The organism is Bacillus sp. RC242, assembly GCF_044908245.1.
In the GTDB taxonomy this organism is placed as follows: Bacteria; Bacillota; Bacilli; order Bacillales; family Bacillaceae_G; genus Bacillus_A; species Bacillus_A mycoides.
In genome coordinates, this window is sequence record NZ_JBIYCZ010000003.1 from 286,752 (window position 1) to 310,949 (window position 24,198).

The 24,198-nt window shown below is 34.5% G+C and carries 25 protein-coding genes and 1 pseudogene; 21 read left to right on the forward strand and 5 right to left on the reverse strand.

Annotation, left to right across the window (positions count from 1 at the left end; translation table 11 throughout):
- Positions 1 to 83 precede the first annotated feature (83 nt).
- From ABH957_RS08325 to ABH957_RS08345, 5 genes and pseudogenes are all read left to right on the forward strand, one after another.
- Positions 84 to 503 carry a VOC family protein gene (locus tag ABH957_RS08325; RefSeq protein ID WP_002086225.1) on the forward strand — a complete coding sequence of 140 codons (420 nt, stop codon included), beginning with the start codon at positions 84 to 86 and terminating at the stop codon, positions 501 to 503.
- Between the two features lie 308 nt (positions 504 to 811).
- Positions 812 to 1,825, forward strand: a complete 1,014-nt coding sequence (locus ABH957_RS08330; protein WP_002012286.1) for a CgeB family protein — start codon at positions 812 to 814, stop codon at positions 1,823 to 1,825.
- 60 nt (positions 1,826 to 1,885) lie between these two features.
- Positions 1,886 to 1,993, forward strand: a pseudogene (locus ABH957_RS08335) (glyoxalase); the annotation flags it as partial.
- A gap of 444 nt (positions 1,994 to 2,437) precedes the next feature.
- The gene (locus ABH957_RS08340; RefSeq protein WP_404510953.1) at positions 2,438 to 4,087 is read left to right on the forward strand and encodes a copper resistance CopC/CopD family protein; all 1,650 of its coding nucleotides are present in this window, start codon (positions 2,438 to 2,440) and stop codon (positions 4,085 to 4,087) included.
- Between the two features lie 35 nt (positions 4,088 to 4,122).
- Positions 4,123 to 4,743, forward strand: a complete 621-nt coding sequence (locus tag ABH957_RS08345) for a YcnI family copper-binding membrane protein (protein ID WP_404449485.1) — start codon at positions 4,123 to 4,125, stop codon at positions 4,741 to 4,743.
- 118 nt (positions 4,744 to 4,861) lie between these two features.
- Here ABH957_RS08345 and ABH957_RS08350 read toward each other — a convergent pair whose 3' ends face one another.
- Both ABH957_RS08350 and ABH957_RS08355 read right to left on the reverse strand, forming a co-directional pair.
- Complete coding sequence (locus ABH957_RS08350) at positions 4,862 to 5,638, reverse strand: alpha/beta fold hydrolase (RefSeq protein ID WP_404510955.1); 777 nt, start codon at positions 5,636 to 5,638, stop codon at positions 4,862 to 4,864.
- 185 nt (positions 5,639 to 5,823) lie between these two features.
- Entirely contained in the window at positions 5,824 to 6,729 is a 906-nt protein-coding gene (locus tag ABH957_RS08355; RefSeq protein WP_404491380.1) for a DMT family transporter, read from the reverse strand.
- A 97-nt stretch (positions 6,730 to 6,826) separates the two neighbouring features.
- Here ABH957_RS08355 and ABH957_RS08360 point away from each other — a divergent pair, with 97 nt between their 5' ends.
- From ABH957_RS08360 to ABH957_RS08375, 4 genes are all read left to right on the forward strand, one after another.
- Positions 6,827 to 7,696 (forward strand): LysR family transcriptional regulator, encoded by an 870-nt coding sequence (locus ABH957_RS08360; RefSeq protein WP_002012297.1) that lies wholly within the window; start codon positions 6,827 to 6,829, stop codon positions 7,694 to 7,696.
- Between the two features lie 119 nt (positions 7,697 to 7,815).
- Positions 7,816 to 8,247 (forward strand): Rrf2 family transcriptional regulator, encoded by a 432-nt coding sequence (locus ABH957_RS08365; protein WP_002012300.1) that lies wholly within the window; start codon positions 7,816 to 7,818, stop codon positions 8,245 to 8,247.
- A 103-nt stretch (positions 8,248 to 8,350) separates the two neighbouring features.
- On the forward strand, positions 8,351 to 9,001 hold the full coding sequence (locus ABH957_RS08370; protein WP_002012302.1) for a DsbA family oxidoreductase: 651 nt from the start codon (positions 8,351 to 8,353) through the stop codon (positions 8,999 to 9,001).
- Between the two features lie 73 nt (positions 9,002 to 9,074).
- The gene (locus ABH957_RS08375) at positions 9,075 to 9,677 is read left to right on the forward strand and encodes a nitroreductase family protein (RefSeq protein ID WP_002012304.1); all 603 of its coding nucleotides are present in this window, start codon (positions 9,075 to 9,077) and stop codon (positions 9,675 to 9,677) included.
- 164 nt (positions 9,678 to 9,841) lie between these two features.
- Here ABH957_RS08375 and ABH957_RS08380 read toward each other — a convergent pair whose 3' ends face one another.
- Positions 9,842 to 10,261 (reverse strand): GNAT family N-acetyltransferase, encoded by a 420-nt coding sequence (locus tag ABH957_RS08380; protein WP_078178803.1) that lies wholly within the window; start codon positions 10,259 to 10,261, stop codon positions 9,842 to 9,844.
- A 217-nt stretch (positions 10,262 to 10,478) separates the two neighbouring features.
- On the opposite strand from ABH957_RS08380, the gene ABH957_RS08385 reads away from it, so the two are divergent.
- From ABH957_RS08385 to ABH957_RS08395, 3 genes are all read left to right on the forward strand, one after another.
- The gene (locus ABH957_RS08385; protein WP_002012306.1) at positions 10,479 to 10,613 is read left to right on the forward strand and encodes a hypothetical protein; all 135 of its coding nucleotides are present in this window, start codon (positions 10,479 to 10,481) and stop codon (positions 10,611 to 10,613) included.
- A gap of 107 nt (positions 10,614 to 10,720) precedes the next feature.
- Complete coding sequence (locus tag ABH957_RS08390) at positions 10,721 to 12,331, forward strand: amidase family protein (protein ID WP_404510957.1); 1,611 nt, start codon at positions 10,721 to 10,723, stop codon at positions 12,329 to 12,331.
- Positions 12,332 to 12,490: 159 nt separating this feature from the next.
- Positions 12,491 to 13,510 (forward strand): AI-2E family transporter, encoded by a 1,020-nt coding sequence (locus ABH957_RS08395; RefSeq protein WP_404510959.1) that lies wholly within the window; start codon positions 12,491 to 12,493, stop codon positions 13,508 to 13,510.
- Between the two features lie 46 nt (positions 13,511 to 13,556).
- Here the strand turns inward: ABH957_RS08395 and ABH957_RS08400 are convergent, their stop codons facing one another.
- Together ABH957_RS08400 and ABH957_RS08405 are read right to left on the reverse strand one after the other, a co-directional pair.
- The gene (locus ABH957_RS08400; RefSeq protein ID WP_002086206.1) at positions 13,557 to 13,841 is read right to left on the reverse strand and encodes a YesK family protein; all 285 of its coding nucleotides are present in this window, start codon (positions 13,839 to 13,841) and stop codon (positions 13,557 to 13,559) included.
- A 112-nt stretch (positions 13,842 to 13,953) separates the two neighbouring features.
- Positions 13,954 to 14,898 (reverse strand): L-lactate dehydrogenase, encoded by a 945-nt coding sequence (locus tag ABH957_RS08405; protein WP_002012312.1) that lies wholly within the window; start codon positions 14,896 to 14,898, stop codon positions 13,954 to 13,956.
- Positions 14,899 to 15,098: 200 nt separating this feature from the next.
- Between ABH957_RS08405 and ABH957_RS08410 the strand changes: the two genes are divergently transcribed.
- The 9 genes from ABH957_RS08410 to ABH957_RS08450 all read left to right on the forward strand — a co-directional run bounded on the left by ABH957_RS08410 (position 15,099) and on the right by ABH957_RS08450 (position 24,183).
- Positions 15,099 to 16,541, forward strand: a complete 1,443-nt coding sequence (locus ABH957_RS08410; protein WP_404449494.1) for a flavin monoamine oxidase family protein — start codon at positions 15,099 to 15,101, stop codon at positions 16,539 to 16,541.
- A 117-nt stretch (positions 16,542 to 16,658) separates the two neighbouring features.
- A complete protein-coding gene (locus tag ABH957_RS08415) occupies positions 16,659 to 17,582 on the forward strand; it encodes a CobW family GTP-binding protein (protein ID WP_404456396.1) in 924 nt (307 codons plus the stop codon).
- 130 nt (positions 17,583 to 17,712) lie between these two features.
- Entirely contained in the window at positions 17,713 to 18,318 is a 606-nt protein-coding gene (locus tag ABH957_RS08420) for a TetR/AcrR family transcriptional regulator (RefSeq protein WP_404456416.1), read from the forward strand.
- A gap of 15 nt (positions 18,319 to 18,333) precedes the next feature.
- Positions 18,334 to 19,824, forward strand: coding sequence for an o-succinylbenzoate--CoA ligase (locus ABH957_RS08425; RefSeq protein ID WP_404456419.1), 1,491 nt, complete (start codon positions 18,334 to 18,336; stop codon positions 19,822 to 19,824).
- A gap of 4 nt (positions 19,825 to 19,828) precedes the next feature.
- On the forward strand, positions 19,829 to 20,245 hold the full coding sequence (locus tag ABH957_RS08430; RefSeq protein ID WP_002064880.1) for a MaoC family dehydratase: 417 nt from the start codon (positions 19,829 to 19,831) through the stop codon (positions 20,243 to 20,245).
- A complete protein-coding gene (locus ABH957_RS08435; RefSeq protein ID WP_404510961.1) occupies positions 20,245 to 21,216 on the forward strand; it encodes a 3-oxoacyl-ACP synthase in 972 nt (323 codons plus the stop codon). The genes ABH957_RS08430 and ABH957_RS08435 overlap by 1 nt, the downstream gene beginning before the upstream one ends.
- A 205-nt stretch (positions 21,217 to 21,421) precedes the next feature.
- Positions 21,422 to 22,639, forward strand: a complete 1,218-nt coding sequence (locus ABH957_RS08440; protein WP_078178798.1) for a substrate-binding domain-containing protein — start codon at positions 21,422 to 21,424, stop codon at positions 22,637 to 22,639.
- A 91-nt stretch (positions 22,640 to 22,730) separates the two neighbouring features.
- Positions 22,731 to 23,504, forward strand: coding sequence for an ABC transporter ATP-binding protein (locus ABH957_RS08445; RefSeq protein ID WP_404456426.1), 774 nt, complete (start codon positions 22,731 to 22,733; stop codon positions 23,502 to 23,504).
- Positions 23,482 to 24,183: a branched-chain amino acid ABC transporter ATP-binding protein gene (locus ABH957_RS08450; protein ID WP_001196706.1), complete on the forward strand. Its 702-nt coding sequence runs from the start codon at positions 23,482 to 23,484 to the stop codon at positions 24,181 to 24,183. The genes ABH957_RS08445 and ABH957_RS08450 overlap by 23 nt, the downstream gene beginning before the upstream one ends.
- Positions 24,184 to 24,198 lie beyond the last annotated feature (15 nt).

A 24,198-nucleotide genomic window follows, 5' to 3' on the forward strand; every position in this document is an offset into this window, starting at 1 on the left:
AAAAAAGTTATAGAATTTGATTCTATAACTTTTTTTGTTACTATTGATAAGAATAGAAAAAATAAAGTAGTAGGGGAAATAAAATGAAAAAAACAATTGACCATATCGGGATCGCAGTTCGTGATATAGATAGTACGATACATTTTTATGAAAAGGTTTTATCAGGAACTTTAATAGATCGATACGTAAGTGAAGCACCTGGTGTTGAAAGCGAAGTAGCTATTCTTGAAGTTGATGGTGATAGAATCGAATTACTTGCGCCAACGAATAATACAACTTCTCCAATAGCACGATTTATAAAGCAAAAAGGGAAAGGTGTCCATCATGTTGCGTATCGTGTAGACGATTTAGATGTAGCTTTAGAAGAATTAAAGGAACAAGGGATTCGAACGTTAGAACATACGCTTCGCATCAATAAGCATGGTAGACGATTAATTTACCTTAACCCAGCAGATACGGAAGGGACGATTATTGAATATTGTGATTATCCGGAAGTGAAATAAAGGAAGTGTATTTTTGTGAAAGGTGTTACGTACTAATGTAACGCCTTTTTATTTGTATACTTTTCAATATTTCGACGAAAGTATTTCGGAATGTTGAATATATATTATGAGAAGCTATCCACTATCCTGTAGGAGTGGGCATGATTTTTTTTAGTATTTGCGAGCAAATGGAGCCGACTATAGGGTAAGCAATCCTCATTTTGCACAGTAATATATGAAAGAAAAAGAGTGCTTTATAACCAACTATATATTTTATGCAATACATATAATATAAATTGTGAATTTCATGTATTGGAGAGTGGTTATCTGTGGAGATTTCAAATAGTGCTGAAAATTTTAACGTATTATTTGTTACATCTAGTGTTCCTGTCTATTTTCCGGCGCTAGAGGAATCTATATATAATAGTTTGAAAAAGGCAATTCGTAATGTAACGATGGTAACATACGAAAACTTGGTGAAAACGGCTTTAAAGATAAAACCGGCACTCATTATTGTATTTCATGGTTTTGAAGAAGGGATAATTAAGGGAATTCAAGATTTAAAACAATACAACTTTAAAACTGCACTCTGGCTTACAGATGACCCTTACTTTACAGATGTGACGAAAAACTTAGTGCTTGATTATGATTATGTGTTTACGCAAGATACAGGATGTATTGATTTTTATAAAGATTTAGGTTGTGATAATGTATATTATTTGCCTTTAGCAGCAGAACCTCCTGTATATACGCCGATACTTAGGGAAGAGGAATACATATTTGATATTAGTTTCATAGGGACTGCTTTTGATAATCGGCTCGCATTTATTGATTCAATTGCAGAGTACTTAGTGACTAAAAACACTCTAATTATAGGTTGTAATTGGGATAGACTAAAAAGTTATGAGTTATTGAAAGATAAAATTTTACTTTTACCATTTTTGGTTTACGAAAACAGTATAGGATATTACAAAAAAAGTAAAATTAACATGAATATACATCGCTCGATAGAGGATTTAACATTTAATAGAAATAGAGTAAAAGTAAATGCTTGTTCTATTAATAATCGTACATTCGAAATAGCTAGTACAGGTTCTTTTCAAATGACGGATATTCGTTCAGATTTAGAAAAGTGTTATATTCCAGGGGTACAAATTGAGACATTTACCTCAGCGGTTGATTTTATAGAGAAAGCTGAAAGATATTTATCGAACCCGGCACAAAGAAAGAAAATTGCGATGGAAGGGCTGAAGAGAACGCTAATCGAACATACATATGATAAAAGGGTACAACAGCTGTTAAAAATAATTGAAATGAACCCTAAAAAAGAAAATGAAATTTAAAAATAGGGAAAGAATGTGTTGAAACACAACATATTTAAAGAACAAGGTATTTGAATGGAAGAGCATACACTTCGAATGAATAAGCATGGTAGAAGATTAATTTATCTTAACCTAGCGGATACAGAGGGCACGATCATTAATTATTGTGATTATCCGGAAGAGAAGTAAAGGAAGTGTATTATGGAGAAAGGGTGTTGCGTAATAACGTAATACCTTTTTTATTTATCCCGCTATTTGTTGGCAATAAGATTCCCGCTTCAAAAGTCGGAGAATGCGAGGGAGTTAGGTGGGAGATCGAATGCCCGTAAAAGTCCCATTGATTAAAGTTTCACTTTATGTATTTCACATTTTCTTCACAAATGATTCACGATAACTTTTCTTCTTAGGGAACTTACATAAATATATTTTATGCTATAATGATAATTAACTTTAAAAATATTAGTAATATCTATGAAGGTAGCTACTATTATATTAGAAGCGTAGAGGTGAGGAATAAATAGAGAGTGATACTAAATAAATCCTTATACTTAATCAGGTTAATATTTTATCAAGAAATAAAACTTGGGAAGTAAAAAGTAATGAAAGTGTAGTGACGAAAAAGAAAGAAGTGAAATGATTGTGAAAGTAATACGAAGGTTAGGGGCATGGCTATTAATTGCGTGCGTGTTGATCATATTGATACCAAAAAGCGCATCCGCTCATGCGTATGTTGTGAAATCAAATCCTGCTGAAAATGAAACGTTAAAGAAAGCACCATCTGTTGTGAAAATTGAATTCGATGAGGACATACAAGTTTCAAGTTTTAATACATTGTTCGTAAGAGATACCTCAGGTAAAAGAGTAGATTTAAAAGATGCACATATTGATAAGAAAAACAAAAAAATATTAGAAGCTGGGTTAAAAGAGAATCTCAAAAATGGTCTTTACTCTATTCAGTGGAAGGCTATTTCAGCTGATGGACATCCAATTCAAGGAGTTATTCCATTCCGTATTGGATCAGCAGAAGCGGGAACAGATGATATAAAAGTAGAAGAGATGGGCTATGTTCCCCAAATCGATCTGATTATGGAACGCGGAATTTTATATACAAGTTTTTCTCTATTTATCGGTGTTCTATTATTTAACCTTATCCTTTATAAAGGAAGTGCAAGTCAAGTTCAGTCGAGGAGTAAGAAAATAATATGGATATCATTATTTGGGATATTTATTAGTTTACTATTCAATCTACCATTGCAGGCGAAAATAAATGCTGATGTTTCATGGTTAGAAGCATTTGATCCTATATTATTAAAAGAAACATTACAGCTATCTGTTTTTGGTTATGTATGGATCACTCAAATGGCTCTTATTAGTACGCTTATGATTGTTACATATTTTGCAGTGAAGCGTGAGAAGCTTTCGTCGTTTAAAGTATGGAGCATTCCAATACTATTGTTTATTGGTTTACTTGTTATGAAAGCCTTCAATAGTCATGCATATGGATTAAAGTTTAAAGAAATTGCTGTCGTTATGGACTTTCTGCATTTATTCGCAGCTTCGTTATGGATGGGGGGGCTATCATCGATTGTTCTTCTGTTACGTAAAGAGGATGACAAGTGGACTATGTATTGGGATGCGATTAAGCGTTTTTCGCCATGGGCAACAGGTGCTGTCATTGTGATTTTATTAACGGGTCTTTTTAACAGTACATTTTTTATTCCCACGATCCATTCCCTATTTGATACGAAGTATGGATTGGCCTTATTAGCAAAAATACTTTTATTCGTGTGTATGGGGATATTGGGAATTATTCATTATGTGAAAGGGAGAATGCGAGCGCAGCAAAGGTTAGGAGCTACGGTGAAAGTAGAGTTTATCATTGGAATTATCGTTTTTGTAATCGTAGCGTTTATGACAAATGTACAAACGCCGCCGATGCCTCCTACGGGACCTTTTACAGAGAGTAAACAATTAGATAATGGATATGAACTTACTTTACATGTAAGTCCTAATAAGGTAGGACAGAATACATTTCATATTACTTTGCAGGATGAGAATGGACAGCCTGTTACTGATATGGAACAAATTGTATTGACGACTCAATCTTTAGATATGAACATGGGCAAAGGTTCATTTAAAGTTTCGGCAGTGTCACCGGGAGAATATGAAGCGGAAGGTATGTATATTAACATGACAGGAAACTGGAATATACAAGTTCACGGATTAACAAAATCTCTTGATAGTTTCGATACGGATTATAAATTTATTGTAGGTGGCAGATAAAAAAGACGTTATAAATGAAAAGGAGTTTATAGAAAATGAAACGTATAAAAAAATTAGGAACAACAATGATCGCAACAATAATTGCAATGGGGATTTTTTCGTTACCTGTTAGTGCTCACGTAACTGTGAAACCAGCAACTTCTGACGTTAGCTCTTGGGAGACTTATACGATAAAGGTACCTGTTGAAAAGAATATGGCAACAACAAAAGTCACACTGAAAATACCGTCTGGAGTCGAGTTTCAACAGTACGAGCCAGTGCCAGGGTGGAAAGTGGAAGAACAAAAAGATGCAGCTGGAAAAGTTAAAACTGTAATATGGGAAGCAACAGGGGATGGGATTTTACCTGGTCAGTTCCAACGATTTACTTTCGTTGCTAAAAATCCAGATAAAGAGCAACAAATAGCTTGGAATGCATATCAACAATATAAAGATGGAGAAATTGTTGAATGGACAGGCGATGAGAAAGCTGAGAAGCCCCATTCACTTACTACGATTGCAAAAGGTACATCATTAACAGGAGAACATGGTGAAGTATCTAGTGTGGAAAAAAATGAAGGTACAAGTAATATGCAAACAATAGCAATTGTCTTATCAGTTTTAGCGATTGTATCTTCCATAGGTACGTGTGTTTTTGTAGTACGTCGTAAAAAGTAGGGAACATTGAAAGGTCTCATTGAAAGTAATGAGACCTTTGTTAATAAAATTTTGAGATTAAGCAGCTTCGAGGGGGATTAGAGCTACAAATACAACATGGTTTATTAAGATAAGGAACTCAATTGACTGTCATTACTTCTTCTGGTAGGTTATCATGCTTAAGCCAGTTTTCAATTAAATTATTAAATAGTTTGGGATTTGCTAAAGGGATTCCATGACCGATTTTAGGAATGATAATACCTGTGCAAGTAGGATTGCTTTCAAGGATTGCAGTCATCGAGTCTTTCATGATTCTTTTTTCGTTTTCTCCAACAGTTACTAATATATTGCTACTAGCATTCTCGAAACCTTTTGGTATTGTAAACGACATATTTTCTTCTAATATCCTCACAAATGTATTTTTACTTATTTGACAACTTTCATGATAATAGTTATCAAATTGTGTTTCATCTATGTACATTGATTTTGCTTGTATTTTGGAAAACGTCTTACTCTTTATAAGTGGATAGGTTAAGCCAAGGGATCTTATTAATGTTTTAGCGAAAGGAATTGGTTTAACTAATGCGCTATTTATCATAGCGTATTGAATTAAGTTTGGTTTCATGCTGAGCATTGTAATTAATACTTGAGCACCTAACGAAAAACCGATTACTATAACAGTTTTGCCTTGTCCTTTTTCTTCAACTAATTCAATGATTTTTTCAGCACTAAAGTGTATTGAAAAATGATCCTTACTACTATTTTCCCCTTGCTCGGGTAAATCAGGAACAAGGCAGTGAAAGTTAGTGAAATGTTTAATTTGTTTGTCCCACATCCATCCACTGACTCCGCCCCCATGAATAAAAACCATAAGTGGAGAGCTTGAATCTCCAAATTCTTTATACTGTAAAACCATATAATTCCCCCTTATGATTAGAATTGTTAGTCCATCCATATGTATAAGAGATAATATTTTCTACTTTATTACCATCATACAATAAAAAAGAAAAATTTTCCTTTTGCTAAGATGTTAAGTGACTGTACTCATAAAATGGTAAAAAAGAAAGAGCCTACAAGTGGTAGACTCTTTCTCATATCTATTTATTTCACTTCAACTTGCTGCCTTACAGCAAGTGTTTTCGGCTTTATATTTACAAAACAAATACTCACCACAATAAATAAAAGTCCGATGAATAAGCTAATTGTAATGGCCTCATGTAAGAAAATAGAGCTTACAATAATAGCAATCAGTGGGATAAGGAACGTATAAGCCCCAACTTTACTTGCCTCACCAGCTCCTACAAGTGTAAAGTAAGCGAGCCATCCCATTGCAATAACAAAGAACGAGATGAATAGTAGTACACTTACAAATGGTATACTCCAAGCGATGCTAGACCAGCTCTCAAATTCTGAACCAAATCCGATTAAGCAAAGTCCGCCAATAATAAGCTGAAGTGTTACCATCCAAATGGCATTAACGCGGTGTCCAGTTTTCTTAATAAATACTGTGCCGAGTGCCCAGCCGATAGCGCACCCTAAAGCAAGTAGTACACCGATAATAGAAATATGTCCAGTTAAACTACTAGAGCTAATAACCCCAACACCAATAAATCCAAGAATAAGTCCGAAAATTTTCAAGCCGTACATAGATTCTTCAAGCCAAATCCATGAGAAAATGCCGAGTAAGACAGGTTGGAGAAATACGATTGCGGAGAAGAGTCCGGCGGGCATATACTGAAGTCCGACAGTTTGTAGTCCGTAAAACAAAATAATATTGAGTAAAGATGAAATAAAGTATAAATGCCAAGTTTCCTTTAAATTTAATTGTTTGTATCTCGGTAATGCGAAAGTAAGTAAGATAAATCCTCCTATTAATGTTCTAATCCCTGCAAAGAGTACGGGTGGTGTGTAATGCAGAGCGAATTTTGATAACGGCCAATTAATTCCCCACATAATAACGAGAAATGTAAGGATTATGGCCGTCTTAGTTCGAGAAAGCTGTGTCACTGTAATCCCTCCTTGTTGTATTCCATTTCACTATGATATGATATCGACTATGATAAATAAAATGAATCTTTTTTATAAGGAGTATAAGTGATTAGTTATGACCATTACACAACTTCAAGTTTTAATTAAAACGGTTGAATTAGGGAGTTTTACGAAGGCTGCTGGGATGTTAAATATGACACAGCCAGCTGTAAGTCATGCGATTTCAAGCATTGAGTCAGAGTTAGGAGTTACCATTCTTATACGCGATAAACGAAAAGGGCTAATCGTTACGGATGTTGGAAATAGAATTCTTGTACATATTAGAGAAATCTTAAACGGCGTTGAGAAGATTGAACAAGAAGTAGCGATGGAGAAAGGGCACGAAGTTGGGACGATTCGAATTGGGAGTTTTCCGAGTGCTTCTGCACATTTCTTACCCAAAATGATAAATCTTTTTAAGGAGAAGTATCCGAACTTAGAAGTCGTTCTTTGTGAAGGCACGATTAAAGAAGTTGAAGATTGGTTAGTATCGAGGGTTGTTGATATAGGAATTGTTATCTTGCCTAATAAAGATATGGAGATCGTGCCCTTAACGAAGGGGAAAATGGTTGTTGTCTTAAGAGAGGATCATCCTCTTTGTAAGAACGATTCTATTACAATAGGTGATTTAGAGAATGAACCGATCATATTATGTAAGGGTGGGTACGAACCACCCATTATCGATATGTTTAAACAAGCGAACGTACCACTTCGGGCTGAATATATAATTTCCACAGTTACAACAGCTTTAAATATGATTCAAGAAGGATTAGGAATCGCAATTTTGGCTGAGTTATCTTTAACGAGTTTACCAAAGAATATACAAACGAGAGAATTGGAACCACAAGTATGGAGAGAAATTGCTTTAGCTGTTCCTTCATTAAAGGATTCTTCAATCGCTGTGCAGCTATTTATTGAAGAATTTCAAGACTTGTTTGCAGAATAAGAAGAGGTGTCTCATATATTGTAATGGGGCACTTTTTTATTTGCTTTAAAAAATTTGTAAAAAGGATTGACTTATACTCTAGTTGTAACTATAATGATTACATCGAGGTGGTAATCACAATGAAAATTAGTAGCCGCTTTTCTATAGCTGTTCATATTTTATCTATTTTGAAAAACAATCCATCTTCAGTTTGTACTTCGGACTATATGGCCGAAAGTGTAAATACAAATCCGGTAGTAATTCGAAAAATAACGTCTTACTTGAAACAAGCTGAGTTTGTATACGTCAAACGCGGTCCGGGTGGCGCGGGATTATTAAAGGATTTACATGAAATCACATTATTAGATGTGTATCATGCAGTGAATGTAGTGGAAGAAGACAAACTATTTCACATTCATGAAAAACCGAATCCAGACTGTCCAATTGGGGCGAATATTCAAGCTGTTTTAGAGGTTATTTTAGTTCAGGCGCAATCTGCGATGGAAGAAGTGTTGAGAAATATTACGATGGGGCAGTTATTTGAATCTTTACAACAAAAAATGAATGCATAATATGATAATTGCAAGTCTCTCAAAGGGAATGCATATTTTTTTCTCAAAATTGTAACCGTTTCGGTTACATCTGAAAATAAAAAGAAGGTAAGGTGCAAATAATATGACTGTGAAAATGAAAGTATACTCAGATTTTATATGCCCGTTTTGCTTTTTAGCAAAAGGTCCATTAGATGAAGTAGCGAAAGAGAAAGATGTAGAAATCGAATGGATGCCATTTGAATTGCGTCCAAGTCCATATTCTAAAATAGATCCTTGGAACGAGCCAGATAAGTTAGGTTCATGGGATTCTTTCATTCTTCCTACTGCAAAAAAATTAGGGGTTGAAATGCGTCTGCCACGTGTTTCTCCGCATCCATATACACATTTAGCTTTTGAAGGGTGCCAATTTGCGAAAGAGCGTGGACTTGGAAATGAGTATCATCACCGAGTATTTACTGCGTTTTTCCAAGAAGAGCAAAACATTGAAGATATTGATGTATTAACGAAATTAGCGGTAGAAGTAGGGCTTCCTGAAGCAGAATTTAAAGATGCTTTAGTAACTCGTAAATATAAAGAAAAACATCAAGAAGCGATTCAACATGCATATGATGAAGCGAATATTATGGCGGTACCAACTGTAATGATTGGAGATGAAGTCATTCAAGGACTTGCTAGTAAAGAAACGCTAGAAAGAGTAATTGATAAAGAAATCGAAAAGGATAAAACAAATTCATTTGAAGGTATGCAATGTAAGGCGGATGGATATTGCTAATTCGTCTTGCATGAAAGACTCAAATTGATTTGTTTAAATAAAAATAATAAAACATATATTTGGAGGAATTAAAATGTCAGCAACTACAACAAACTTAAAAGAAGCAATCGTGAACCGTCGTTCAATTCGTAAAGTAACAAAAAACGCTACAATTACAAAAGAAAGAATTGAAGAAGTATTAAAAACAGCTTTACACGCACCAACTTCTTTCAATATGCAAAGTGGCCGTATGGTCGTATTAATGGATGGAGAGCATGAAAAGTTTTGGGATATCGTAAAAGAAACACTTAGATCACGCGTGCCAGCAGAAAATTTTGAAGCAACAGTAGAAAGACTAAAAGGCTTCCATGCAGGTGTAGGAACAGTTCTATTCTTTGAAGATCAAGCAACTGTAGAAAAAATGCAAGAAAATGCACCGTTATATAAAGATCAATTCCCATTCTGGTCTCATCAAGGTAATGCAATGTTACAACATACTGTATGGATGTTATTATCAGCTGAAGGAATTGGCGCATCATTACAACATTACAATCCAATCGTAGATGCTGAAGTGAAAGAAACATGGAATATTCCAGCGGAGTGGAGTTTAGTAGGACAAATGCCATTTGGTGAGCCAAATGAACAACCAGGGGAAAGAACATTCTTACCTACTGAAGATGTAGTGAAATTTTATTAAGAAATTTAATATATACAGAGTTAAATAAATGAAAGGAGAGTACATATATAGCTATATATGTACTCTCCTTTCGTATGTAATGTTTAAATGCGATTGTGGAAAAGGTTACTGCAAGAATAATTTCTTTCATATGAATCGAAGTTTTCCCTACAATTAAAAATCTATCATGTTTTTGAAATGACAGTAAACATCCCCGTCATGTTTGGTGAGTAATTTTTAAAATCAAATTTTTCATAGAACGATTCTTTACCTTGTGATGCAAATAAACCGACAAACGCCTTATCAGGGGCAGTCTCATTTAAGTATGCAACCAAAAGATGCATTATTTCTTTCCCAATACCATGTTTCTGATAATCCGGATGAACCACTATATCTTGAATATAGAAATAGATAGATCCATCACCAACAATTCTCCCCATGCCCACAATTTTTTCATTATCTTTGACCGTGATGCAGTGAATAGAATGCTTCAGTGAAGTATCCGCTACTTCAAAATTCATATAATTAGTCCATCCAACAGAATCACACAAATATTTGTACTCTTCCAATGTTGGAATGTTATGTTTAAACTCATATGTTTTCAAAATGCATCCTCCATGTCCTTAAATTCAATAAGTATATAAATTCGACATATTTTTATCTATTCCTCTTACGCAACAGAACTCCTTTTAGTTATTGAATACTATATCATCTGTCTCGTCTATTTAATTTAGTCCAGCTTCCCTATTCGTATTGGTGTTAATTTATGTGCATTTAGGGAAGAAATATAAGAAATAATCTGGTGAGAAAGGAAGTGGGAACATGAATGATGAGAAAAAATATACAGTTGTCGGTACTGATGTTGATGAAGTGAAACGTTTAAATAAAAATTCAGGGTTAACATATAATCAGGTGAAGGAATTGTTAGCAAAGCAAATGCAAAAAAAAAGTAATTAGATTGAAATCTTTCATTTTTTCATTTAGCATTTTGATTGGAGAGAGTTAAGTAAAAGGTAACTCTCTTTTTTATATAAATGAGCAACTTTTAGAGTGGAGGAAGCAACATGAAAAAATGGGTAAAGATAACGTTGTCTATCGCTGGAGGTATTGTTCTATTGGTGTGTGCCGGAGGATATTACGTGTATAAAAATTATTTTCCAAAGGAACCTGAGCGTATTGTATATGATAAAGACAGAGTGTTAAAACCGATACATAATCAGCTTAAAGGGATCGACATAGATAATATAAAGATAAAAGAAAAAGAAGTTGTAAATGCGACTGTGGATGAGCTTCAAAAAATGGTTGATGATGGGAAATTATCATATGAAGAATTAACGAGTATTTATCTTTTTAGAATACAAGAACATGATCAAAATGGAATATCATTAAATGCTGTTACAGAGATTAATCCTAATGCAATGGAGGAAGCACGACAGTTAGATAAAGAGAGATTTTTAAATAAGAAATCGAACTTATACGGCATTCCTGTCATCGTAAAAGATAATGTACAAACAGCGAATGTTATGCCGACAAGTGCTGGAACTTATGTATTAAAAGATTGGATTGCAGATGAAGATGCGATGATTGTGAAGAAGTTGAAAGAAGAAGGGGCGTTTGTTTTAGGAAAAGCAAATATGTCTGAGTGGGCGAATTATTTATCTTTTACAATGCCAAGTGGATATAGTGGGAAGAAAGGACAAAATTTAAATCCATATGGCCCGATTACATTTGATACATCAGGATCGAGTTCAGGATCTGCTACAGTGGTTGCAGCTGATTTTGCACCGCTTGCAATCGGGACGGAAACGACGGGATCCATAGTAGCACCGGCAACGCAACAATCAGTAGTTGGGTTACGTCCGTCTTTAGGTATGGTTAGCAGAACAGGAATTATCCCGTTAGCTGAAACACTTGATACAGCAGGGCCAATGGCAAGAACGGTCAAAGATGCAGCAACGCTATTTAATTCAATGGTAGGTTATGATGGAAAAGATGCTATGATAGAAAAAATGAAAGATAGAGATAGAATGGATTATACGAAGGAGTTATCGATAGATGGATTAAAAGGGAAAAAGATAGGGATTCTTTTTTCTATAGAACAACAAGATGAAATTAGAAAAGCAGTAGCGAAAAAGATTAGAAAGGACCTTGAAGATGCAGGTGCAAGATTGACTGATGATGTTCAGTTAAACAGCGAGGGTGTAGATAATCTGCAAACATTAGAATATGAGTTCAAGCATAATGTTAACGATTATCTTTCACGGCAAAAAAATGTGCCAGTAAAATCGTTAGAAGAGATTATAGCGTTTAATAAAAAGGATAGTAAACGACGAATAAAGTATGGACAAACATTAATTGAGGGTTCTGAGAAATCTGCTATAACGAAAGATGAGTTTGAAAAAATAGTTCAAACGAGTCAAGAAAATGCAAGAAAAGAGCTAGATAGGTATTTAGTAGAAAAAGGTTTGGATGCTCTTGTGATGATTAATAACGATGAAGTTCTTCTATCAGCTGTGGCTGGTTATCCAGAATTAGCAGTGCCGGCAGGATATGATTCTGATGGTCAGCCGGTAGGTGTAGTGTTTGTTGGGAAACAGTTTGGTGAAAAAGAACTTTTTAATATTGGATATGCGTATGAACAGCAATCTAAAAATAGACGATCTCCTAAAATATAGAGTTGATAAAGTAGTTTTTAGAAAAGTATTAGATAAAAAAATCCGACAATAAAAAAGAAAAAAAGGATTCTTTCCAATTAGTAAGAAAGATTGTCTATAGAAGTTCATAAAATGTAATATATCCAATTTCCATCCATTGAAGGGGGAGGTTAATTCTTAATGAATGAAGTGAAAAATTTCTTTCGAAGCAGAGGGTTTCAACGGTTTCTCGTTTTAATAATATTAGTGCTTGTATTGTATGGATTAAAAAGTATGATTAATTTAATATTAATTACGTTTATTCTCACGTTTTTGATGGATCGATTTCAAAAGTTTATTTCAAAAAAATTGAAAGTAAATAGGAAAGTGGTTATTGCTGGTTTATATATTGTGTTAGTGACGTTTATTGTAACTACACTATATAAATATTTGCCTGTACTAACGATACAAATTTCACAATTAATTTATCAATTTAAATTGTTTTTTCAAAACCCACCTGATAACGAGATAATTAAATATGCACTTTCGATAATTAATGGAATGGAAGTATCGAAATATATCGAACAAGGTGTAGATGTCATTTATCAATCGATAGCAAACATAGGAAAAGTCAGTTTACAAATACTACTTTCTCTTATTTTAAGCTTATTTTTCCTATTAGAAAAAGAACGCATTATAGCATTTACTTCGAAATTTAAAGATAGTAAGCTGAAAATTTTTTATGAGGAGATTGCATATTTCGGTGAAAGGTTTGCAAGATCGTTCGGAAAAGTGATTGAAGCACAGTTTTTAATTGCGGTTGTAAATTGTGTACTCACTGTAATTGCACTTGTCATTTTAGGATTTCCACAGCTTCTTGTATTGGCTGTCATGGTCTTTCTACTCGGTTTGATTCCGGTTGCTGGTGTTATTATTTCCTTGTTTCCACTTTGTATCATTGCCTATAACGTCGGCGGGGTTGTGTATGTTGTTTACATACTAGTGTTCATTACAGTAATCCACGCTCTTGAAAGTTATTTATTAAATCCAAAATTTATGTCTGCAAAAACGAATTTACCTGTTTTTTATACATTTATGATTCTTATCTTTTCAGAGCATTTCCTCGGAATATGGGGGCTTATTATTGGGATTCCAATCTTTATCTTTTTATTAGATGTACTTGATGTAAATAATGATGAACCGATTAAAGATAATAAGTGATAGAAAATGACCGATGTTTTCTCTTGATGAAAACATCGGTCATTTATTATTTTTTCTTTGGAGGAGGTAGTTTAATGAAGGTATTTGCAATTAAAGCTATAATAACAGCAGCAAAAATAAAGACTGCGATTACACTAACTCCCATACCAGCCCATCCTCCTACAAGGAAGATACTTATCGGTATTGCTAACAAGCTTAAAATAATTAGAATCAATCCGAGATTCTTATCATATTTTTTAGTTGGAAATAGCGTTCTGATGATTAAGAAGAGGAAAAGTATTAAGGATGCTACAGCTAGCAAGAGGATTGCAATCGTCAAAGAATCATTCATGAAATCACCCCTTTTTATAGATAATATTACCGTTTAAATTGAGGGGGAACTATAAAAGTATAAAAAAGCAATCCAATATAAATCGGATGGCTTTTTTGATTGGAAAATATGATTAAAGAACAGGAGCCATTGTTTCTTTCAACACTTGAACAGAGTGATCGAATTTTAATTCTTCCTCTTCACTTAGTTCAACTTCTAAAATTTCCCGAACACCGCCGCGGTTTAAAACAGCAGGTACGCCGATATAAACATCTTGTTGGCCGTATTGACCTTCAAGATATGCTGATACAGTTAATACGCTGTTTTCATTGCTTAAGATTGCTTTCGTAACACGTAAAAGTGACATGCCGATGCCGTAGTATGTAGCACCTTTTCGTTCAATAATGTGATAAGCTGCATCACGAACGTTTACGAAAATATCATCTAAATCTTTTTGGTTATATGTGTTGTCTTTTTCAAGAAGCGTTTGTAGTTTTTGAATACCAATTGATACGTGACTCCACACCGGAAGTTCTGTATCACCGTGCTCTCCGATAATATAAGCGTGAATGTTATGAGGTCCAATATCGAAGTACTCACCTAACATATAGCGGAAACGAGCAGAATCAAGAGTTGTACCAGAACCGATTACGCGTTCTTTCGGTAATCCAGATTCTTTCCAAGTTACGTAAGTTAAAATATCTACAGGGTTTGTTGCGATTAAGAAGATACCGTCAAAGCCGCTATCCATAATGCTACGAACAATTTGCTTGAAAATTTTAGCGTTTTTCTCAACTAAATCTAAACGTGTTTCACCTGGCTTTTGTGGCAATCCAGCTGTAATTACAACAAGATCTGCGTCTTTACAATCTTCATAACTACCTTTCCAAACTTTTGTTGGAGCTGGTGCGAAAGGAACGGCATGGCTTAAGTCCATTGCTTCTCCTTCAGCTTTTGCTTCATTTACATCCACTAAAACAAATTCTTCAGCTACAGCTTGGTTAATCATGCAGTAAGCATAACTACACCCAACTGCTCCTGTTCCTACTAATACAACACGGTTAATACCTTTTTTCATTTCAAAATTCCTCGCTATTTCATAAATTTTATTATGTAAGATAATACGTCTTACTTCTATAATTTCATATCTATTTTATTACATTTTATAAAAGATATTCAAGTATTTGAAAATGTATCCGCTCAATTACTTGAATGAAACATAGGAATCCTGTTAAACGAATATAATTCAGTAAAATCCTTCGTAAAAGGGGAATTGGCATGGGGAATCCATTATCGATGGAACAAATGCTTCAAATTGTTCATGAAGGGCTTGCCAAAACGAATAACCCCAAACCCAAACGGATTACAGTTGCCGGTGCAGGGATATCTGGATTAGTTGCAGCATCTTTATTAAAAGAGGCTGGGCATGAGGTAACGATTATAGAAGCAAATAACAGAATAGGTGGCAGAGTGTATACGATTCGTGAACCATTTAGCGCAGGATTATATTTTAACGCAGGTCCTATGCGTATTCCGGATACTCATGATTTAACTTTAGCTTACATTCGTAAATTTAAACTACCGTTAAACCTTTTTATTAATAAAACTTCTTCAGATATAATTTATACGAATAACAAAAGAACGAGATTGGATGTGTTTGAAAAGGATCCAAGTGTACTTGGATATCCAGTTTTAGATAAAGAAAGAGGGAAAACGGCAGAAGGGTTAATGTTAGAGGTATTGGAACCGATACTTAATTATATTAAGAAAGATCCTAATAAAAACTGGATTATTGTTGAAAAAAAGTATAAAACATATTCGCTCGGTTCATTTTTAACCGAGTATTATTCAGATGGGGCAATAGATATGATCGGGGTACTTCTTGATATGGAAGCATACATGGGAATGTCTTTAATTGAAGTATTACGCGAAATGATCTTTTTCACTTCAACGACGAAATATTATGAGATAACAGGCGGGATGGACGCATTACCAAATTCATTTTTACCAGAGCTAAAGGATAATATTTTTATGTCGTATAAAGTAGAAAAAATTATACAGGAAGATAATAAAGTAATGATGCAAGTAACACATGAACAAACGTTAAATTCATTTATAGTAACTGGTGACATCGCTATTGTCACAATTCCATTTTCAGCTTTGCGATTTGCAGAAGTTCAGCCATATCATTTATTCTCTTATTATAAAAGGCGGGCAATTCGTGAATTAAATTATATTGCTTCAACTAAAATTGCGATAGAGTTTAAAAGTAGATTTTGGGAAAGAGCAGGACAATATGGTGGTAAGTCAATTACAGATTTACCTATCCGCTTTACATATTATCCGAGCTATGGCATTCAGTCACCAGGGGCAGCTATCGTTATAGCAAGCTATACGTGGGCAGATGAAGCGTTAACGTGGGATAGTCTCTCGCATAGAGATCGTATTCGTTATGCATTGAAAAATTTAGCGCAAATTTATGGGAATGTGGTTTATAGTGAGTATGTTGTGGGAGAATCTTTTAGCTGGAGTCAAAATCCGTATTCTTGCGGAGCATTTACAGCTTTTGAACCAGGGCAAGAGCTTGAATTGTTTCCATATATTACGCCGCCAGCGGGTAGAGTGCACTTTGCAGGAGAACATACGACATTAACACATGGATGGATGCAAGGAGCAATCGAGTCTGGAATTAGAGTTGCTCATGAAGTGAATGGAAAATGAAACGATAATCTAGCAGTTTTGTTTACAAATAGGTATTCTTTTAATAAAATGATAAATATAAATCGTAATAATTACGCTTTGAAGAAATTTGAAGTAGAGAAATGGATGGTCGGTCGAATGAGTAAAGTAGAAATTCATATATTAGGTGGTTTTTTAGGTAGCGGAAAATCAACATTGCTGCAAAATTTATTATTAGCAGAAAAGAAGAAAAATCGAAAAGTTGCAGTTTTGATGAATGAAATCGGTGAATACTCGGTAGATACAGATATTATTGGAAAAGAGAATGTGTTAAGGGAGCTTCTGAAAGGATGTATTTGTTGTACGTTAAAAGAAGAGCTTGAAATTCAATTACATTCTTTATATCAACAAGAAAGACCAGATGTAATTTATATAGAAACAACAGGTGTCGCACATCCAATTGAAGTGTTAGATGCATGTGTATCACCAATTTTAGCTCCTTTCCTTGAAGTGAAATCTATAGTAGTCGTATTAGATGCAGTAAGATGGTTAAACCGAAGTATATTAAGTGCAAATGTACAACAGCTATTACATGAGCAAATGAAATATGGAAGTCATATTCTTATTAATAAATCAGATTTATTAACAGATTCGGATAAGAACAAAGTACTTGAAGACGTAAAAGCAATAAATAATCATGCGAAATTGTTTGAAACAAAGTATTGTAATATATCTTTAAAAGATATAGAAGAAGCTGAATTTGTGAGAGATGGAGAACATGAGACACTTCATGTTAAACAGCATTTACATATACAAACGATGACGTATCAATTTACGAAATCGATTGATCAAGATAAATTATACGAATGGCTTTCGAATTTACCAGATAGCATTTATCGTGTAAAAGGATTTGTGAAATTCCATGGAGATAAATACCCTCACTTATTCCAATATTCATTTGGCGTACCAACTTTACTGGAGCAAGACTTCGGTTTCCCGACAAACTTAGTAGTAATAGGAGAAGGGCTAGATAAGAAACAATTGGCTGAAGGGTTAGAGAAAGTAGAACTTAATTCTAATTAAGATTAAAGGACTAACTTCAAAATAAGTTAGTCCTTTTTTGTATGTAGAAAAACGCTTGCGGATTTTGTCTAATAAAAATAATTGAAAAATTCAGAAATATATTTATAATCAAATCTAAGAGGTGATTCAGGTGTCAGAAAAAATAATAATGGATGTAAAAAACCTAACAACAAAAGGGTTAGAAACGAGAGAGAAATTATTGTGTGCTGCAGAAGAGGTATTTGGTAGTAAAGGATATTACGAAGCTTCTATCGTGAATATTACACAAGAAGCAACGGTAGCGCACGGAACTTTCTATAATTACTTTCCATCTAAAAAAGATATATTTGATGAATTGATTCGCAGATTGAACCGTGAGTTACGCTTAATTATTAAAGAAGAAATGAAGGGGATATCAAGTTATGAAGAGGCACAAAGAAGAGGTTTTCAGGCCTTTTTTCGATGGGTGAAAGATCGTCCTAATCTATATAACATTGTACAACAGGCGGTAGTTGTTGATGATAATTTATATAGATGGTATTATGCAAAGCTCGCAAATGGATTTTTAAAAAGTTTATCGGCTGGCATGGAAGCGGGGGAATTTAAACAACTTGATAAAGAAACAATTGCGTATTGTCTTATGTCAATTGGTCAATTTTTAGGAATGCGATGGGGCTATTGGGAAGAGAAAGATGTTCCGGAAGATGTATTTGAAGCAGCGATGTCATTAATATTTGAAGGATTGAGAAAGAGATAAGGGAGTGGGGAAAATATGCAAGGCATTGCTTATTGGATTGAAAAACGGGCCTATTTACATCCAGATCGCATTGCCATTATTACAGAAGAGGAGGAAATGACATATAAACAGTTACATGAGTATGTAAGTAAAGTAGCAGCATATTTAATTTACGACTTAAATGTGCAAAAAGGAGAGAGGATAGCTATTTTATCACAAAATAGTTTGAAATATATTGTACTTTTATTTGCTATAGCAAAGGTAGAATGTATTGCTGTTCCACTGAATATACGGTTAACAGAAAATGAACTTATATTTCAGTTAAAAGATAGTGGAGCTACAGTTTTATTTGTAGAGGAAACATTTCAAAATATGGCACTGTCAATGCAGAATGTAACATATGTACAAAGAGTTATTTCGATTAAAAGTTTAAAAGAAATAGAAGATAGAAAAATTGACAACTTTGAAGAGATAAATGAAAGCGCATCCTTTATTATATGTTATACCTCGGGGACAACAGGACAACCGAAAGGAGCTGTACTTACACAAGAGAATATGTTTTGGAATGCGCTTAATAATACATTTGCGATTGACCTAACTGTTCATGACCGCTCCATTGTGTTATTGCCTTTATTTCATATTGGTGGGATTGGTTTATTCGCATTTCCAACTTTATTTGCAGGTGGAATAATCATTGTTCCGAGAAAATTTGAGCCAACCATAGCTCTTTCTATGATAGAAAAATATAAAGTGACTGTTGTAATGGGAGTACCTACAATTCACCAAGCATTAATTAATTGCGCAAAGTTTGAAACTACAAATTTACAATCAGTTCGCTGGTTTTATAACGGTGGCGCACCATGTCCAGAAGAGTTGATGAGAGAATTTATAGATAGAGGATTTTTATTTGGTCAAGGCTTTGGTATGACTGAAACATCACCAACCGTATTTATGCTTTCAGAAGAAGATGCAAGACGTAAAGTAGGCTCAATTGGAAAACCTGTTCTGTTTTGTGATTATGTACTTATTGATGAAAACAAAAATAAAGTTGAGATTGGTGAAGTTGGAGAGTTAATAATAAGAGGACCAAATGTAATGAAAGGGTATTGGAATCGGCCAGATGCAACAGAAGAAACGATTCAAGATGGTTGGTTATATACGGGAGATTTAGCTAGAGTTGATGAAGATGGTTTTGTATACATTGTCGGTAGAAAAAAAGAAATGATAATTTCCGGTGGTGAAAATATTTATCCCCTTGAAGTAGAGCAAGTTATTAATAAACTATCAGAAGTATGTGAGGTAGCAGTAATTGGTACACAACATGTAAAGTGGGGAGAGATTCCAATCGCCTTTATTGTGAAAAAGAGTTGCAGTGTATTAAATGAAAAGGAAGTCATTGATCATTGTCGTTTATTTCTAGCCAAATATAAAGTTCCAAAAGAAATTATGTTTCTAGAGGAATTGCCTAAAAATGCAACTGGTAAAATTCAAAAAGCACAGTTGGCAAATCAACTGAAAAGTAGGTGAAAAGATGACGATGTATAGTTCCGGTCAACAGGCATCATGTAGTAAAACAATAACGGAAACAGATTTTGTACTATTTGCAGGTTTAAGTGGGGATTTTAATCCAATTCATATTGATCATGAGTATGCGAAACAAACTAGATTTAATCAAAGAATCGCACATGGTTTATTAACTTCTAGTTTATTATCACAATTGTTAGGCGTTCATTTACCAGGAAAGGGTTCCGTTTATATGGAACAAACTATTAAATTTACAGCGCCAGTTTTTATAGGAGATACGATTACAGCTACGGCAACAGTACAAGAATTTATGATAGAAAAGAGAGTTTTGAAATTGTTAACTGAGTGTCATAACCAAAAAGGAGATTTAGTGTTAACAGGTGTAGCGACTATGATGGTGCCAAAAGAAGGAGGAATTGTCTAATGAGAATTGGGATTGAAGCAACTGGTGTTTTCTTCCCAAAAGACGTAGAGACGGCCGCAGATTTATCTAAAAAAACAGGTATTCCTGAGAATATTATTATAGAAAAGTTTGGGTTATATGAAAAACATGTGGCAGACGAAACGATGCATGCATCAGATTTAGCTATTGCTGCTGCAAAGCCAATATTATTACAAGTAGATCCTCAATCTATTGATGTAGTCATTTATTTTGGCAGTTCACATAAAGATTACCACGTATGGTCTAGTGCCCCAAAAATTCAGCATGAACTTGGATTGAAAAATGCTTATGCTTTTGAAATTATGAATGTTAGTTCTTGCTTTCCAATCGCTCTCAAAGTCGCAAAGGATATGCTCTACTCCGATAACTCAATTGAAAATATATTATTAGTAGGTGGATGTAAAGAATCTCAAATTGTAGATTATGATAATCCACGCTCACGTTTTATGTTTAATTTTGCTGATGGCGGAAGTGCAGCTTTAGTAAAAAAGGGAGCTAGCAACGGTGAAATATTAGGCAGTGCGATTATAACGGATGGTTCATTTCATGACGATGTTCGTATTCCAGCTGGTGGATCGAAGCAGGTTGCGAGCTATGATACAGTTGAGAATCGACAACATTATATTGATGTAATAGATCCTATTAGTATGAAAGAACGTTTAGATCCAATTTCAACCCCTAATTTTGATAAGGTTATTCGGGAGGCGTTAAGAAAAAGTGGATTTACTCCTAAAGATATTAAAGTATTGTTACCACTGCATACAAAACGCTCTATGCTAATAGAATTGTTACAGGGGCTGGGCTTAGTAGAAGAGCAAGTTGTATATTTAGATCATTATGGGCATATGTCAGCACTTGACCCATGTATAGGTCTTCATTTTGCAAATGAGCAAGGGAAATTACAGCCTGGAGATATTGCAGTAGTGGTTAGTGCAGGTACTGGGTATACTTGAGCAGCGACTGTAATTAGGTGGTGAAAAATACTAGATGAATATATGGTAAATGGAGGTATTTGGAAAGAGGCGGCGAATGTAAAGGTACTTCATTAAATTTTTCAAACAGATTTGTTTGTATGATTCAAAGGAAAAGTCATAATTACGGATGGGTAACTTTGGCTTGTTTGATTCTATCAGAAAGTAAAATATGGGGAGGATCACAATGTCGATGAAAAAACGTAAATGGCTAAGAATGGTGGCTACTGGTTGTGTGTTAGGTTCGTTATTAATAACGGCAGCTTGTTCAGGAAAGAAAACAAGTACAGAGGATGAAAAGACGATTAAGGTAGGGGTTCTTGCTTCATTAACAGGTCCATTAGAATCATATGGAAAACAAACAGTGAACGGATTTGAATTAGGGTTAGACTATGCAACGGGTGGAACTGGGAAAGTGGAAGGGAAGAAGATTAAGTTTGTTGTAGAAGATACGGAAACAAAAGCTGATGTAGCAGTTAAAAAAGCTACGAAATTATTAGAAGAAGAGAAAGTCGATTTTTTAGTCGGATCGTCTAGTTCAAGTGATACATTAGCGGTTTTACCACTTGCAGAAGAATATGAAAAAATAATGGTTGTAGAACCAGCAGTAGCTGACAGTATTACCGGGAAGAACTGGAATAAATATATTTTTAGAACAGGTAGAAATTCATCTCAAGATGCAGTCGCTGGTGCTGCGGCAATTGCTAAAAAAGATGTAAAAATAGCAACGTTAGCACAAGATAATGCTTACGGCCGTGAGGGAATTGCGGCATTTAAAGCTGGAGCAAAGAAATTAGGTGCGAATATTGTAAACGAGCAATATGCTGATACAAATTCGACTGACTTCACTGCAAATATTCAAAATATCATTAGCTCAAAGCCGGATTATTTATTTATCGTTTGGGCAGGGGCAAATTCACCTTGGAAACAGTTAAAAGATATGAATGTGGAAGCGCAGGGTATTAAAATTTCTACCGGTGCACCAGATATACCGGCATTAAAAACGATGGATGCGTTAGTAGGAATGCAAGGTTTTTCTGTTTATTATCACACACTTCCGAAAAATAAGGTGAATGATTGGTTAGTTGAAGAACATAAAAAACGATTTAATGGTGCGGTGCCAGATTTATTTACAGCAGGAGGAATGTCAGCGGCAATTTCAATTGTAGAAGCTTTAAAGAAAACAAAAGGTGATACAGATGTAGATACATTGATTAAGAAAATGGAAGGAATGGAATTTGATACACCGAAAGGAAAGATGAAGTTTAGAGAAAAAGATCACCAAGCGATGCAGACACTTTATTCTATCACATTGAAAAAGCAAGATGGTGTTGATTATCCGGTGCCAGTATTAGAGCGAGAATTAACGATGAAAGAGACAGAACCCCAAGTTCAAAATAAATAGACTGAATTTTCTGTTGTTTACATATAAAGAGGGAGTACACCCTCTTTATACGTATTTCTTTCATACTTAAAGCTTTAAAGGGAGGGATTTCGTGACACATTTGCTAGAAACGAAAAATCTTTGCGTATCTTTTGGCGAGCATCATGTTATTAAGGATGTGAATTTAACAGTACAAAAAGGAAAGCTCATTTCAATTATTGGACCAAATGGTGCAGGAAAGACAACGCTATTCAATTTACTAAGTGGACAAATTTCTCCAACAAAGGGTGAAGTATATTTTAAAGGACAAGAGATTACAAATTTATCAATTTCGGATCGTACTCGATTAGGAATTGGTCGTTCTTTTCAACTTACAAATATATTCCCAGAGTTAACGGTACTTGAAAATGTTCGTTTAAGTGTTCAATCATTTGTGCAAGATTACTATAGGTTTTTTCCGAGTTCGGCAAAATTTAAGCAACAAGTTGGAGAGGCGAGACGTTTCTTAAAAACAGTATTACTTCACGAGAAAGAACATGTATTAGCGAAAGATCTAGCGCATGGGGAAAAACGAAAGTTAGAGCTTGCGATGTTATTAGCTTTAAAAACGGATGTGTTACTACTTGATGAGCCGACGGCAGGTATATCAGTTGAGGAGGTACCGGCTATTTTACAAGTGATTGAAAATATTAAGAAACATCCAGAGAGTACAATTGTACTTATTGAACACAAAATGGATATGGTACTAGGTTTGTCAGACCATCTTATCGTTTTATTCCATGGAGAGTTATTGGCTGAAGGTTTGCCCGAAGAAATGATGAAAGATGAGCGTGTACAAAGTGCTTATTTAGGGGGATTATATAGTGGCACTATTACAAGTGAATAATATAGAGACGTATTTAGATCAGTTTCATATTTTACAAGGGGTATCTCTTACTGTTGAGAAAGGAACGATTACTGTACTGTTTGGAAGAAATGGGGCAGGGAAGACTACGACATTACGTTCGGTTATGGGATTTCACCATATCGCACATGGTGAAATTTATTATGATAGTACACAAGTAAATGGATTATCTACACATTTAATTTCAAGGAAAGGAATAGGGTATGTACCAGAAAATCAAGGTATTTTTCACGACCTGACAGTAGAAGAAACATTCGCTCTTGCTAGGGGGAAGGGAGAAGAAGCGGAAGAAAAAATAGACTGGATGCTTGAATTATTTCCAGATTTAAAGCAATTTTGGCATAAAAAAAGCGGACTCTTAAGCGGAGGGCAAAAGCAAATGCTAGCAATTTCAAGAGCATTTATTAATAGTGATGGTTTATTACTTATTGATGAGCCGAGTAAAGGCTTGTCGCCCATTATGATAGAAAAATTAATGATAGCCATTTTGAAAATGAAAGAGAAAACAACAGTTTTACTCGTTGAACAAAACTTTATGATGGCTAGTCAAATTGGTGATTACTTTTATATTATGGATAACGGAAGAATTGTTCATAACGGTTTTATGCATGAATTAAAAGAGGATAAGGAAATGTGTCACAAATATTTAGGAATCTCTTAACATGAATCCGGGGTG

Bases quoted from the DNA above. Each gene is read 5' to 3' on its own strand.
- ABH957_RS08425 (WP_404456419.1), top strand. From the start codon at position 18,334: ATGCAAGGCATTGCTTATTGGATTGAAAAACGGGCCTATTTACATCCA.
- ABH957_RS08385 (WP_002012306.1), top strand. From the start codon at position 10,479: ATGAATGATGAGAAAAAATATACAGTTGTCGGTACTGATGTTGATGAA.
- ABH957_RS08395 (WP_404510959.1), top strand. From the start codon at position 12,491: ATGAATGAAGTGAAAAATTTCTTTCGAAGCAGAGGGTTTCAACGGTTT.
- ABH957_RS08435 (WP_404510961.1), top strand. From the start codon at position 20,245: ATGAGAATTGGGATTGAAGCAACTGGTGTTTTCTTCCCAAAAGACGTA.
- ABH957_RS08340 (WP_404510953.1), top strand. From the start codon at position 2,438: ATGATTGTGAAAGTAATACGAAGGTTAGGGGCATGGCTATTAATTGCG.
- ABH957_RS08345 (WP_404449485.1), top strand. From the start codon at position 4,123: ATGAAACGTATAAAAAAATTAGGAACAACAATGATCGCAACAATAATT.
- ABH957_RS08415 (WP_404456396.1), top strand. From the start codon at position 16,659: ATGAGTAAAGTAGAAATTCATATATTAGGTGGTTTTTTAGGTAGCGGA.
- ABH957_RS08390 (WP_404510957.1), top strand. From the start codon at position 10,721: ATGAAAAAATGGGTAAAGATAACGTTGTCTATCGCTGGAGGTATTGTT.
- ABH957_RS08375 (WP_002012304.1), top strand. From the start codon at position 9,075: ATGTCAGCAACTACAACAAACTTAAAAGAAGCAATCGTGAACCGTCGT.
- ABH957_RS08430 (WP_002064880.1), top strand. From the start codon at position 19,829: ATGACGATGTATAGTTCCGGTCAACAGGCATCATGTAGTAAAACAATA.
- ABH957_RS08325 (WP_002086225.1), top strand. From the start codon at position 84: ATGAAAAAAACAATTGACCATATCGGGATCGCAGTTCGTGATATAGAT.
- ABH957_RS08440 (WP_078178798.1), top strand. From the start codon at position 21,422: ATGTCGATGAAAAAACGTAAATGGCTAAGAATGGTGGCTACTGGTTGT.
- ABH957_RS08370 (WP_002012302.1), top strand. From the start codon at position 8,351: ATGACTGTGAAAATGAAAGTATACTCAGATTTTATATGCCCGTTTTGC.
- ABH957_RS08365 (WP_002012300.1), top strand. From the start codon at position 7,816: ATGAAAATTAGTAGCCGCTTTTCTATAGCTGTTCATATTTTATCTATT.
- ABH957_RS08350 (WP_404510955.1), bottom strand. From the start codon at position 5,638: ATGGTTTTACAGTATAAAGAATTTGGAGATTCAAGCTCTCCACTTATG.
- ABH957_RS08360 (WP_002012297.1), top strand. From the start codon at position 6,827: ATGACCATTACACAACTTCAAGTTTTAATTAAAACGGTTGAATTAGGG.
- ABH957_RS08400 (WP_002086206.1), bottom strand. From the start codon at position 13,841: ATGAATGATTCTTTGACGATTGCAATCCTCTTGCTAGCTGTAGCATCC.
- ABH957_RS08405 (WP_002012312.1), bottom strand. From the start codon at position 14,898: ATGAAAAAAGGTATTAACCGTGTTGTATTAGTAGGAACAGGAGCAGTT.
- ABH957_RS08410 (WP_404449494.1), top strand. From the start codon at position 15,099: ATGGGGAATCCATTATCGATGGAACAAATGCTTCAAATTGTTCATGAA.